This is a genomic window from Bacillus sp. FJAT-49736, assembly GCF_018343615.1.
In the GTDB taxonomy this organism is placed as follows: domain Bacteria; phylum Bacillota; class Bacilli; order Bacillales; family Bacillaceae_C; genus Margalitia.
Genome location: NZ_JAGYPI010000002.1, coordinates 398,393 through 413,707, shown reverse-complemented (window position 1 = coordinate 413,707; position 15,315 = coordinate 398,393). Strand labels below are relative to the sequence as shown.

5 protein-coding genes are annotated in these 15,315 nt (G+C 37.6%); all 5 read left to right on the top strand.

The genetic code is table 11. From position 1 onward, the window contains the following. The first annotated feature begins 51 nt into the window (after positions 1-51). The 5 genes from KHA87_RS13445 to KHA87_RS13425 all read left to right on the top strand — a co-directional run bounded on the left by KHA87_RS13445 (position 52) and on the right by KHA87_RS13425 (position 15,243). Complete coding sequence (locus tag KHA87_RS13445; RefSeq protein WP_213094672.1) at positions 52-4,278, top strand: InlB B-repeat-containing protein; 4,227 nt, start codon at positions 52-54, stop codon at positions 4,276-4,278. 80 nt (positions 4,279-4,358) lie between these two features. Beyond that, positions 4,359-7,361: a tandem-95 repeat protein gene (locus KHA87_RS13440; RefSeq protein WP_213094671.1), complete on the top strand. Its 3,003-nt coding sequence runs from the start codon at positions 4,359-4,361 to the stop codon at positions 7,359-7,361. Between the two features lie 12 nt (positions 7,362-7,373). After that, positions 7,374-9,227, top strand: a complete 1,854-nt coding sequence (locus KHA87_RS13435) for a cohesin domain-containing protein (RefSeq protein ID WP_213094670.1) — start codon at positions 7,374-7,376, stop codon at positions 9,225-9,227. 189 nt (positions 9,228-9,416) lie between these two features. Further along, positions 9,417-9,581: a hypothetical protein gene (locus KHA87_RS13430; RefSeq protein WP_213094669.1), complete on the top strand. Its 165-nt coding sequence runs from the start codon at positions 9,417-9,419 to the stop codon at positions 9,579-9,581. Between the two features lie 331 nt (positions 9,582-9,912). Then, positions 9,913-15,243, top strand: a complete 5,331-nt coding sequence (locus KHA87_RS13425) for an InlB B-repeat-containing protein (RefSeq protein ID WP_213094668.1) — start codon at positions 9,913-9,915, stop codon at positions 15,241-15,243. The last annotated feature ends 72 nt before the right edge of the window (positions 15,244-15,315 follow it).

The window sequence follows — 15,315 nt, the reverse complement described above, 5'->3', positions numbered from 1 at the left end:
TGCATTTTTTTTATCTATAAAAAGTTAATTTTCATAAAGGTGGGTGAAAGCGTGAAGAAAAAAATTATAACTTATTCGTTTTTAGCTGTTTTGATATTAAATAACTTAGTATTTTTGCATGCTGGGAAGAGCTATGCGGATGGGACGGAAGGTACTATTGATGTTCCGGTAAGTATGGATACGTCTATAGATAATTCTGGATATTATCCAGATGATTTTCAAAACTGGGTAGGAGACACTATTGAATATGGTGAGGCTAAGTCTGCATTAAAATTTGATTTGTCTCAATATACAGGAACATTTAGTAGTGCAAAATTGAATATTTATATTGATCAAACTCAGGGGAGTTATAACAGTATAGCATCTGTAGATGTATGGGGATCAAATAACGACACTTGGAAAGAGGATACGGAGACCATTCCTACTAGTGATGTTGAAATTAATGGAGCTCATTCTGATATTTATAACATAGGCTGGGTTTCAATAGATGTAACATCTTTTGTGAATCAAAAAATGACAGGGAATAAAATAGTATCTTTAGTCCTTACTGGAGGAAAAGGTGGAGGCTCTAGTTTTGCCTTTGATTCAGATGATAGTCCGAGAAAAGCTTATTTGAAATTGACACCTAGTCAGGTATCTGATGACAAACCTGCTGAAGATCCAAGACTAATTGCTTTTAATCAAGCAGCAACGGTGGCAGGTATGCAAAAGGCGATGGAAGATGATCCGGAATACGCGTTTGACAATGAATATAATCAATCTTCGGCGTTTTTTGATAATCTCCAAGTTGATAAAGAATTTGTTTATCAATATATGTTAGATCATCGTCCAAGTGGAGGATATCTGGATCGTGCGACATTGCAAAGTATTTGTAAGGATGCAAATAATATTAGAAGTCCATATATGATGCTGAATCTTTATCCATTTAAGGAAATTTTCGATATGGCATTATTGTCGCCAGAAGGATTTAATTTTGGTATCGATTTAACGGATTTATCAACTTTTGTAAATAATAACGATGAGGAAAATCCTTATTCAAAAGTAGAAGATATCGTAGAAAAGCTAATTAGCAGTGCTCCATCTAGTGGTTTTATTGGGCCAATTGATTTACAAGCAGCCCTGAATAAATGTATTCAAGATTATATAACTGAAAACCTAGAAATTACTTATGCAAATGGAGATGATGCGAGTAAAGTAACTCAGAATCTAGAGTTATCTTCTAAGGTTGATGGTGGTGCTGAAATCACTTGGACAAGCAATTACCCACAATATGTGTCTCCTGATGGAACGGTTCATCGACCTGCATATTTAGAGGGAAATAAGTCTGTTACATTAACCGCAACTATTCAAAGAGGATCTCAAAGTACGACGAAAAACTTTGTTGTAACTGTTAAATCTTTAGATCCAAGTGGTTACACGGTATCTTTCAATACAGATACTGGCAGCAGTGTTCCCCCAGTAACGCTTAAGGAAAATGAAACAATTACAAAACCAGAGAATCCAACGAAAGATGGATACATCTTTGATGGATGGTATACAGACGCTCAATTTACGACACTATTTGATTTTAACCAACCTATTCATTCGGATGTCGCATTGTATGCTAAATGGGTTAGACAAAGCTACACTGTAAACTTTGAAACAGCCGGTGGAGGTATAGTTCAAAGTCAAAAGGTTGATGGTGCAGGAAAGGTTACACAACCAACAGATCCAGTAAAAGAAGGATATAACTTCAAAGGCTGGTATAAAGACAGTAATTTTGCGACAGCCTGGGATTTCGCAACAAATCAAGTAACAAGTAATACGACGTTATATGCGAAGTGGGAGAAACAAAGCTGCAGAGTAAGCTTTATAGATGGAAGCCAGGTAACAGATCAAAATGTTGAATACGGTGATAAGGCGACAGTACCACAATCCACAGAAAAGGAAGGATACATTTTCTTGGGTTGGTTTGTGGATAACAATTTGCTCGTACCTTTCGATTTTAGCCAACCGATCAAATCTGATGTGACTTTAGTCGCAATGTGGGCAAAACAAAATTATACTGTTCAATTTAATACATTGGGTGGAAATAATATCCCAAATAAGATGGTGGAATCAGGTGCAACGGTTCAAAAGCCTCAGGATCCAACGAGAGATGGCTACACTTTTAAAGGATGGTACACAGATATAACCTTCTTAACTCCTTACGATTTTGACCAACCTGTAACATCGAGTTTGGTACTACATGCGAAATGGGATAAGGACGGGTACACTGTTCGCTTTGTCTCAAATGGTGGAGAGGACGTTACAGATGAAGTGGTGAAATATGGAGAAATGGCCACCGAACCAACGAATCCACAAAGAGAAGGATATAACTTCAAAGGCTGGTATAAGGACAGTGATTTAACGACAGCTTGGGATTTTACAGCAGATCAAGTAACAAATGAAACTACTTTATATGCAAAGTGGGAAAAACAAACCTACACTGTTCATTTTGATACAAACGGCGGCAATCCTGTTGAAAATGAAAGTGCGAAATATCAAGCAAAGGCAACAAAACCAGAGAATCCAATAAGAGCTGGATATTCGTTTGCTGGCTGGTATACAGATAATACATTCCAATCTGAATATAATTTCGACCAAGAAATCACAAAGGATACGACTTTATATGCAAAATGGTTATCTAACAATGCGACACTTACTTCCTTATCATTATCTGGAAATATTGTTCTTTCTCCTGCATTTGACCCAACGATAGAGCATTATACAACCAATGTAGGAAATAACGTAGATCACCTATCAGTTACAGCAATTATAGCAAATGATAAAGCAACGAAAACAGTAAATGGACAAGTCTCAAGTGAGGACATCCATTTAAATGAAGGGAAAAATGATATTACAATCGTTGTTACAGCACAAGACGGCACAACAAAAACGTATACGATAAGTGTCAACCGTGCAGCACCGACGCCATCGACCCCAGCAACACCACCATCTAATAATGGAAGCACTCGACAAGTAGACGTAACCGTAGGTCAAGATGGAAATGGCGCAGCAGCAACGGTAGATATTGTTCGAAAAGTAGAGAATGGTGTTAAAGTGGATGCGGTTGACTTCGATGAAAGCAAAGCGCAAGAGGTCGTACAAAAAGCGATTGCACAAAAGAAAGATATCTCCACTATCGTTCTGACTGATTTGCCAGAAGATAAAGCGGATGAGATGCATGTGAATGTTTTACAAAAGGCTCTCAGTCAATTAGGAGATAATCATATTGCCTTACAAATTGATACACCTAGCGCATCAGTTTCTCTACCGAAAGAGACGGTTCAATCCTTGAATGAGGCGGGAAATGACCTTTATTTCCGAGTAGCTCCCATTCGAAAAGAAGATGAGCAACAAAAAGCTATTCAACAAACATTTTCATCTAGTGTAGTGAAGCAAGCGGTGGGCGAAAGAACAAAGGATATTCAAGTATACGGAAATCCAATTACGATTGAAACAAATTATAAAAACTATAAAACAAACGTGTTGTTTCCATTAAAAGATATCTCTCTTCCATCTGATCCAGCTGCAAGAAATGCTTTCTTAAATACGTTACATGTTTATGTTAAGCATACGGATGGTACAGAGGAATTTTTAAAGGGAGAGATTGTTAAGGATTCTAGTGGTAATCCTGTAAGTATTAAAATCCAGATTAGTAAGTTTAGCACGTTCACAGTTCTTGGCGTTCCAAGTAAAGAGATAGTGAACAAAGCTCCTGTAGTGAACCATGTCGCCATTTCAGGTTCGAAAACAGTAGGATATGTCTTAAAAGGAACGTACAAATATGCAGATGCAGAACATGATTCCCAGGGTAAAACTACGTTTAAATGGTATCGTGCCGACAACCGTAAGGGTCACAATAAAAAGGTGATCAAAGGGGCTACCCATTCCACCTATACACTGACCAATAAGGACAAAGGTAAATACATTGGATTTGAAGTCACTCCAGTTGCTTCGAAGGGAAGTAAGTATGGAAAGGCAGCTACAAGTGCATTTGTTGGTAAGATTGTTGCCAAGAAAATAGTAGTGAAGAAACAATACAATGGTCACCTTGATTTAGGCGTGATTAGAAGCAAGTCATATGTTGAAAGAGTAGGATCTGTTATTAAAACAGATTATCATGGGCAAGTCGTCATTAAAAAGTCCGGATCCTATTATAAACTCTCAGCAAACTTTAAAACAAGAAAAGAAGCAACTTGGGTTGCGAAGAAATTAAAGAGTAGAAAATTAATTATTCACTACTCAATTCATTAGGAAAGAACAGGGAGAAGGTTCTTCTGCTTCTTTAAAGGGGGCAAAAGAACCTTCCCTTTGCTTTGAAAGGAGGTTTTTCCATGTACAACCAAATGATTCATTTTTTTACAAAAAGTAAAAAGATTTTCCTTCCGTTACTGGGAGCATCGGTTATCGCAATTTTTCCTCTTACAAGTAATCAGCATGTAAAGGTGCATGCAGATAGTAATCCGCGAATTTCCTTTGTGAATGGTGCGGAGTGGATGAAATCGAAAGCTACCAAGACAGGGGATACCATTTCGATTGATTTTAGTAATCGATTTACATCTTATTTGGATCCAAGTTCTATTCAATTAAATGCTACCACCGAGCAAGAGAGTGTTTCCTTGTCAACCAATCAGCTTATTTTGAATATGAATGTAAACCATTTTGGAGATTCAAAAATAAAGGTTACCGCTACAGACCAACAGGGACGCAAAGTAATAGATCAATTTAAAATCTCAATAAGTAAAATTGGTGACATTAACGGAGACGGTATTGTTAATCCGTCCGATGCACTTCTCATTTATCAGGTCATAAACGGTAAAACCACTCTTAATGAGGAGCAGCTGAAGCTATTAGATATTGATGGGGATGGGATAATTACAAGTGCGGATGCTAGTTTGCTGATGAGCAAATATGTTGGCAAGCCTGCAACCTCTATAGCTAATAACAACTATATTATTCAATTAAGTGATATCAATGATGCCCCATTAGTAAATACAGATTCCTTTGATGTTGATGAAGATCAAACATTAAATACAAATCTATCGTCTAGTATTCTAAACAATGACTTCGATATTGAAGGGAATACGTTAACAGCTATAAAAGTAAAGGATCCTACTCACGGTAAAGTCACTTTGCGAGGGGACGGAACGTTCAGCTATATTCCGAATGATAATTTTTTTGGGGAAGATCAATTTACATATACAGTGAATGACGGGATGGCTGACTCCGAGGAACAAACGGTGAATATTCATGTTCATCCCGTTAATGATGCCCCAGTGGCGAATGAGGATGAATATACTGTTAATGAAGATGAAACGCTTCAAGTAGACTTAAATTCCAGTATTCTTCTAAATGATACAGATATTGAAAGTGATTTATTGAAGGCGATTAAAGTCAGTAATCCAAGTCATGGTACCCTCACTCTACATGAGGACGGAACCTTTACTTATGACCCGGACGCTAATTTTAACGGAACAGATGAGTTTACCTATAAAGCCAATGACGGTACGGCAGATTCTAATGTGCAAACCGTGGTGATTTATGTAATAGCGGTGAATGATCCTCCAGTTGCCAATAAAGATGATTTCACGGTAATAGAGGGTGAAACACTGGAAGTGGATCAGGATCATAGCATTCTACTAAATGACGAGGATGTAGAACATGATTCTTTGATGGCCATATTAGTGAAGGGTCCAAGTCATGGCACACTTGATTTGAAAAAAGATGGAACCTTTACGTATACACCAGAAGCCTCATTTGTCGGGAAAGATCAATTTACGTATAAAGCGAATGACGGTACAGACGATTCGAATGAGCAAACCGTTACGATTTATGTGAAAAAAGCAAATGAAGCTCCTACCGTTTCGAATGTAGGAATGACGGGTAATTTTACCGCTGGCGAAATGATCCATGGTCAATACACATATGCTGATAATGAACAAGACCCGGAAGGTACGTCAAAGTACCAATGGTATCGAAGTACACAGCAGGATGGCAGTGATAAAGAAGCGATCAGTGGAGCAACGGGGAAAGATTATACCATTCAGGATGAAGATGAAAATCACTACTTATTCTTTGAAGTAACACCAGTGGCTTTATCTGGAAGACAAACGGGTCAAGCGGTTTTAAGTGGTGTTAGTGAAAAAGTAAAAGAAGGTGACAAGCTTCCACCCGTATTGATGATCCTATCACCAGAGAAAAATGCTTCCGATGTAGCGATTGATTCAGATTTATCAGCAACCTTCGATGAAACCATCGTTGGCAATGATGGAAAGATTTCAATTTATAAAGCGAGTGATGACTCTTTGGTCACTTCCTATAGTGGGAATGATACGAGCCATATCACAATCGAAAATCATACTATCACAATTCATCATTCCGCACTGGAGTTTGGAACAAGTTATTATATCCTATTTGAACGAGGAGCCATTACGGATGTAAGAGGAAATGCCTTTACAGGGAAATCTAATAAGTCAGATTGGGCGTTCACAACGAGCATTCAAGAGACGCCTGCCACAGTGACGGCTACCCCAACAAGTACATTAATGGAATCAAGCCTCCGTAAAGGAAATTCGGTAACATTGGTACTTAGCGGAGATACATTTAAGCAATCTATTTCAGCAAGAGATTTTCGATTGAATAATGCACCACAGGGGCTATCTATTGGATCGGTAAATTATATAAATGACGAATCAGTACAAGTTGTATTTGTTTCTGATGGGACAGATTTTGACACGGACTTTAACAACTTTTCTATCAACATTCTTTCATCTGCTACTGTAAAAGGGAAAACAGCTACGTCAAATACAATGAAGATTACGGCTGAAATTGAACTACCTTCAGCATTTTTCTCTGAATATTTGGATGGTGGAAATGGAAGGATTGCAGTTGAGGTATTCCCTGGGAGAGTTGGAGGTGCCGATGGGAAAATATCGGGGCTTTCGATTGATGTCTACCAGTGGAATTTGAAGACGAATGCACGACAAGTGATTACACAGACTCTCTTTGAACAGTACCCGAATATGGATTATGTAATGATTAACTCTATATTTTACGACTACATGGATCTAACTAATGCTGCTTATTACAATGACGAAATGTATTTAGATATGCCTGGCAATTGTGTAACGACGGGATTCGTTCTCAAGCAAAATGGTCAAGTAGTGGATATCCTCGGTGACCCAAATGCTACGGGTCCAAAGGAAATCTTACCTAACGGCGGTACTTTAGAGAGGCTTCCACGTTTAATGCATGGATCTTCAGATGGTTTCTATTTATCCCAATGGACCCTTTATCCTATAGGGACTTATCAATATATTACCCATTATAATTATTAAAGAGGTGGAGATATGAAGTTAATCATGACAGGTATGAAGCTCATAGGAATCATTGCTCTACTTATGATGCTTGTCATTCCAAATCAAATACAGGCCGTCGCCCTTCCACCCTCTTCTGATATACATGTTACCATCGGAAATATTCAGGGTTATGTGGGTCAAATCGTTGATGTTCCTGTGAAAATCAGTAAACCAACAAGTGGGATTGCTTCCTATGGAATCGAAATAAATTATGATCATACAGCACTAAAGGTAAAGGGAATTAAGCCAAATGGAGTAAGTGAAACATGCTCTAATTCAAAAGATAAATGCTTCTGGTCCTCCTATGATGATTCGAAAGGCTTTGTAAGAACCGCCTGGGTGGATACTACAGGAGGGGACAAGCCGATTTCTGATAGTACAACTCTTTTTACGATTCAATTTGAAATCATGGGTACCAATAGCAAAGGACTAACGGTTCAAACATCGGATCAAGAGGCACTAAGCTTCACAGACTCTGATAATCTGCCGTTATCAGTTACGGTACAAGGTGGCATCTTTATAGCATCACGACCGCCTTCTCCCGGCAGTGGGAACACACGTCAAGTGAGTGTAACAGTAGGTCAAAATGAGAATGCTGCAGCCGCAACGGTTGACATTTCACGTAAAATAGAAAATGGTGTCAAAGTGGATGAAGTCAATTTTGACGGAAGCAAGGCACAAGAGGTCGTACAAAAAGCGATTGACGGAAAAAAAGACATTACAACCATTTTACTGACGGATCTACCACAGGATAAAGCGGATGAAATGAAAGTGAATGTTTTACAAATGGCACTTAGTCAGCTAGGAAGTCATCGAATTGCCCTACAAATCGAGACACCAAGTGCAACCGTTTTGCTTCCTAAGGAGACCGTTCAATTGTTGAATGAGCAAGGAAATGACCTTTATTTCCGAGTGGCTCCAATTCGAAAAGAAGATGCTCAACAAAAGGTGATCCATGAGACGCTTTCCTCCCCAATTGTGAAAAAAGCGGTTGGTGAAAATACTAAGAATATTAAAGTCTATGGAAATCCCATTAATATTGAAACCAATTATAAAAACTATAAAACCAATGTTTTGTTCCCTTTAAGTGGAATTTCTCTTCCATCCGATCAAGCTGCTAGAGATGCTTTCTTAAATACCTTACGAGTTTATGTAAGGCATACCGATGGCTCAGAGGAATTTTTAAAGGGTGATATTGTAAAGGATTCGAGTGGAAATCCTGTAAGCATAAAAATTCAGATTAATAAATTTAGCACGTTCACGGTTCTGGGTGTCCCAAGTAAAGTGGTAGCAGCGAACAAAGCTCCAGTGACAAGCCATGTCACTATTTCCGGTTCAAAAACCGTTGGATCCCGATTAAAAGGAACGTATCATTATGCAGATGCAGAGCATGATTCACAAGGGAATTCAACGTTCAAATGGTATCGGGCTGATAACAGTAAGGGTCACAATAAACAGGTGATCAAAGGGGCTTTCCATTCAACCTATACACTGACCAATAAGGACAAAGGAAAATACATTGGATTTGAAGTCATTCCTGTTGCTTCGAAGGGAAGTAAGCACGGAAAGGCTGCTTTCAGTACCTATATCGGTAAGATTGTTGCCAAAAACATTGACATGAAAAAACAATACAATGGAAATCTTGAATTAGGTGTGATTCGAAGTAAGTCATATGTGGAAAGACTTAGTACCATCATGAAGAAAGACTACCATGGAAAGATGGTTATTAAAAAATCAGGTTCATATTATAAACTTTCTGCAAGTTTTAAAACAAAAGCAGAAGCAGCAATAGTAGGAAAAGACCTGAAAAAAAGAAAGTTAATTATCCATTACTCGGTACATTGAGACGAAGGAACGTTCCTCCTGTTTATTTAAGGATGCAGGGGAACTTCGCTGATTTATGCACTTCGAAAAGTTTTTTCAAACTGGTCACTACTATTCCAAACAAGCCGGTGATTTATTAGGTAAGTACCAAGCGGTTGCAAATGAGTATTAAAAGTAAAAAGTTACTTAGTGAAAACGGTATCCAGTGCAATGATGAACTTATCTAAGAAAGTAGAAACCGATTTCCTTATAACCTTTGTGAAGAAGAACGTAAAAAATTCTAGTAGCGCAGGTGTTATTATCAAGGATATGAAGAAACAAAAAATAGACACCAAAGCTCTTGTGAAGTATCAAAAAGAAGCTGCAAAAGGATAAGGCTAGTAAGAAAAAATAAAGTTATTTATGACAGAAGCAAGGAAAGACAACCTTGCTTCTTTTCTTTTTGGAAAATGATTAAAAAGCCTTGGAAATTAAAATAATTCCGAACAGCCCTCTAAGACCGAAGCTAATATCAAGCCCAAAGTTGAAAAAAGTCAGGAGGTAGTTTATTGATAAGAGGCATGTCATTTTTTGTCGGAATTGTATGCAATTGTTCAGAATATGTTTAGTCATGTAGTTTAGAATGTCATTGTAAAGATTTATCTGGTTTAGGAAGATTCCTAGTTTTATTGGCATAGTACTAAATTTATAGGAAAGGAATGAGAAAATGAATAGTTTATTTCGTAATATGAAATGGGTAACGATAGTTTGTATGGTAATTTACATATTGAATCCCATTGCCTCTATATTTACTTCGGTAAAAGCCTATGCGACAGCATCGACACCAAGAAGTGAGAATTTCGAAAGTGCTTCCGCGGATATTGGAAAATCTAATCCTCAAATGGTAGGAGATTGGACTTTTAGTTTTCCGAATAACAATAGTAATCAAAATAAAACGCAAATAAAATCAGCACTTGCACCAAATGTAACAAACGATCTATATTTTGCAGGCTTTGCTAGCACTGGTGCCACTGACTATGCGTTAGTCCACTCTAATACGGGTGCTTTTAAACTTAACTCATTTAAAGTGATAGAGAGGAATTCTCCCTCTGATCAGTATACTATCCAAGGATATCTTTCAGGGCAACCGGTACAGGACGCAAAATTAACTTTTACGCCGCCAAGTAGGGATTTTTATACAGTTGATGTTGCTTCTAATCCAGCTTGGCAAAACATTGATGAGTTTAGAATATATGCGAAAACAACAATCAAAATAGAGATCGATGATCTGACCGTGAGTGATCCGGTTGTTTCTTCTAACGGGAATGATGCAAATCCCCCTATTTCAAACACTTGGAAAGTATACCAATCCAATGAAGTAGATGGCGGTTTCTACGATATAGCATATGACGGAAATAAATGGCTGGCCATTTCAAGTCACTTAAGTGATTTTGGTGGAGGGGCTATATATTCATTAAACAGCGACCATACATGGACCAAACAAACAATTAATTTTACCCCAGATTTAAATTACACTCGGAGTTTTACAGGTCTATATTATTCAGGGGATAAATGGGTTTTAACAGGAAATCAACAGGGGATTGGAGGTTCTGATGCCTTTGTTGCAACATCTTCCGATGGTATTAATTGGAGTGTTCAAAATCCTGTCATTTTGCATAATAGTCATGGGCAAGGTAATTTTTTCTCAGCCGCTAGTCATGGAAATACCTATGTAGTAGTAGGTGGAGTTAATAGTAAAGTTGATGGAAAAATTTATACATCAACAGATGGTGGCATCAATTGGACAAACACTCTGGATAATTCAAATATTTGTCTTTATAAGGTGATTTATGTTGGAGACCACTTCGTAGCAATCGGAAATCAAGGAGCGATTTACAATTCTACAGATGGAGTAAATTGGAGTAAGGCATACATTAATGACCCTGTAGAGTTTTATGATATAAGTTACGGGAATAATCAGTATATTGCTGTTTCGGGGGATGGAGTGATTGAAAAATCTAATGACGGTATTCATTGGAGCTCTTCCTCGGCCAATACCCCAATGTACAGTATTGCCTATGCAAATGGAGAATTCGTAGCCATTGGAGAAGATGCATTCTATTCATCACATGATGGAGAGGATTGGACTTCTGAGAATTCAGATCCATTAGGGATTCCAAATTCAAATGAATTCATGAATAGTGTGTCATATGGTAACGGAGTGTTCATTGCAGTTGGGGCAAATGGTATAAGCGCTGTAAGACAATCTACCATTACAGCAAGTGTACCTACTGTTACAACTTCACAACCATTAGATATTACGACTACAGGTGCAACAGTAGGTGGGAATGTAACTTCAGATGGAAATACGTCTATTACTGAGAGAGGAATTGTATATTCTAGCAATCTCAATCCTACTATCATTGACAAAAAGGTAACAACAGAGGGGAATATAGGTGATTTTACAGCGAAATTAACAGGATTAGATGCAAGTACAACTTACCACTACCGAGCTTATGCAACGAATTCACAAGGGACAAGCTATGGGGAAAATCAAACCTTTACGACATTCCCTTTAGGCAAGTTCAATCAAGCTACTACGGTTGCAGAGATGCAAGAGGCAATGGAGACATATCCGGAGTATGCTTTTTACAAACATGAAGGATCTAGCGGTTTCTTTGCTGAATTGAAAAATGATAAAGAATTTGTGTATAAATACATGCTGGAGAATCGACCGCAGGGTGGATTTCCTAATCAACAGACTGTTAGAGATATTTGTAGCAAGGGAATAGATGTGAGAACTATATATATGATGCTACATGATTTACGTGATTATACGGCACTTGAATTTGCTTTGATGTTTCCAGATGATTTTGATTTTGGAATAGACTTATCTGTTCTTAAAACTTTTGTAAATGATAGTGATTATACCGAAGTAGATGCAATTGCTGAGAAACTAGTAGACCGCATACCTGAAGATGGCTTTATTGGACCGGTAGATCTGCAGAAAGCCCTTGATGAATGTATTCAGGAATATTTAAAGGAATCAGTAGAGAATGATAAGCAAAATCTCGAAATTACATTTGCTACTGGTGACGATGAGAATCATGTAACAAAAAATATCAGCTTGCCTACAAAAGGTGAGAAAGGATCAGATATAAGTTGGACAAGCAGTGATCTTGAAGCGGTAGGTAACGATGGAACAGTTTCTGCTTCACAGGAAAACAAAGTGGTTACATTAACAGCTACTATTACAAGGGGTACACAAACTGTAACGAAAACCTTTACGATTACGGTCTTAGCTATGCTTATAAACCATTACACCGTATCGTTTAATACGAATCAAGGCAGTGATATCCCAAGCATTTCCGTAAAAGAAAATGGAACTGTTACAAAACCTACCGATCCAGTAAAAGAGGGTTATACGTTCGATGGCTGGTATACAGATATAAATTTCTTATCAGCATATGATTTCAATCAAGAAGTAACATCCAATCTGAATTTAGTAGCAAAATGGAAAATCAATAACTATACCGTAACCTTCGATTCTAATGGAGGAAGTACAGTAACAAATAAAATAGCGGAGTACAACACGAAAATATCAGCTCCTGAAGTACCGACACGTACAGGCTATTCTTTTGTAAACTGGTTCAAGGACAGAGAATTTACTCAAGTATGGAAATTTAATACGGATAAAGTAACAAACGACACAACTCTCTATGCGAAGTGGGAAAAACAAAGCTATACTGTCCATTTCGATACAAATGGAGGAAGTAATGTCACAGATGAAACTGTGGAATATCATGAAAAAGCAACAAAACCTACCGATCCAGTAAAAGAGGGTTATACGTTCGATGGCTGGTATACAGATATAAATTTCTTATCAGTATATGATTTCAATCAAGAAGTAACATCCACTCTGAATTTAGTAGCAAAATGGAAAATCAATAACTATACCGTAACCTTCGATTCTAATGGAGGAAGTACAGTAACAAATAAAATAGCGGAGTACAACACGAAAATATCAGCTCCTGAAGTACCAACACGTACAGGCTATTCTTTTGTAAACTGGTTCAAGGACAGAGAATTTACTCAAGTATGGAAATTTAATACGGACAAAGTAACAAACGACACAACTCTCTATGCGAAGTGGCAGTCAAGCGATGCCACCTTGTCCAAGCTAGAACTATCCAATAATGCGACGATTTCTCCTGCCTTTGATGCAGAGAAAGCAAACTATACTGCAAATGTAGGATATAGTACGACAAGCCTAACCGTTACACCGACTAAATCAAATACAAATGCAACCATAACGGTAAATGGAAAATTATCAGACACAACAGTTGATCTACAAGTTGGTGAAAATATAATTACGATAATGGTCACTGCACAAGATGGCATTGTAAGTAAAACATATACCATTACTGTTTACCGTGCTGCAGCACCGTCTCCATCTCCTGGACCATCGAATCCAAGTGAAGGAAGTACTCGAGTAGTAGACGTGACCGTCGGCCAAGGACAGAATGGGACAGCAGCAACGGTTGAAATTGTGCGCAAAATAGAAAATGGTGTAAAAGTGGATGAAGTTAATTTCGATGAAAGCAAGGCACAAGAGGTTGTCCAAAAAGCCATCGCTCAAAAACAAGATATCTCTACAATCATTTTGACAGATCTTCCACAAGATATAGCTGACGAAATGAAGGTGAATGTCTTAAAGAAGTCGCTTGGTCAATTAGGGGATAACCATATCGCCTTACAAATTCAAACACCAAGTGCAACCGTTTCACTTCCAAAAGACACGGTACAATCATTGAATGAACTTGGTAATGATCTTTATTTTCGAGTAGTACCAATTCGGAAAGAAGCCGATCAGCAAAAGACAATTCAGGAAACACTTTCATCTGATGCAGTGAAGAATGCAGTAGGGGACAAAACAAAGGATATTCATGTATATGGAAATCCAGTTACGATAGAAACGAACTATTCTAATTATAAAACAAATGTTTTATTTCCGTTAAAAGATTTATCTCTACCTCTAAATCCATCCGCAAGAAAGGCATTCTTAAATACATTGCGTGTATATGTGAAGCATACAGATGGAACAGAAGAATTATTAAATGGAGAAGTTGTAACGGATAAAAAGGGAGTACCTATAAGCTTGAAAATCCAAATTAATAAATTTAGTACCTTTACGGTTTTGGGTGTTCCAAGTACGGAAAATGTAAATACAGCTCCATTAGCAAAACACGTTACGATTTCTGGATCAAAAGTAGTGGGCTCTGTTTTAAAAGGAACTTATAAATATGAAGATGCAGACCGTGATACGCAAGGAAAATCCCTATTCCAGTGGTACCGAGCTGATAATAGTAAAGGGCTAAATAAACAGGTCATAAAAGGGGCAGTACATTCCACTTATAAACTAACAGCAAATGATACGGGAAAATATATCGGGTTTGAGGTTACTCCGGTTGCCTCTAAAGGAAACAAAAATGGTAAACCAGTGGTGAGTATTTTCATTGGAAAAATCGTTTCCAAAAATACAGCACCGTCTGTAAGTGGTGTGAAAATTTTAGGGGAAACAGCAGTTGGAAAAACCTTGCACGTTACCTATAAGTATCAAGATGCTGAAGGAGATAAAGAAGGAAAAACGATTATTAATTGGTACCGTGTAATAAACGGCAAAAAACAACTTATTAAAGGTGCTCATAAAACCAGTTATACACTCACAGCTAAAGATGTCTTAAATCGTCTTGTAGTAGAGGTGACACCGATTCCTAAAACCGGTGTTAAAACCGGTGTGAAAAAAGTAAGTACTACAAGTAAGGCTATTAAGCAGGAACAGTATATGGGACACCTTGATTTAGGAGTAATTAGAAGTAAATCTTATGTCGAAAGTATTGGAGCTATTCTCAAAACAAAATACAACGGTCTTGTAATTATTAAAAAGGCAGGTTCCTATTATAAACTTTCTGCTGATTTCAAAACGAAAAAAGAAGCGATAAGAGTAGCAAGAGAACTGAAGAAAAAGAAACTAATCATTAATTATTCTATTAGGTAATATACAAAACGCAGGGACGGTTGCGTCCCTGATTAGCATATTTTACGACTTTAATATTTCTAATTTGATAGA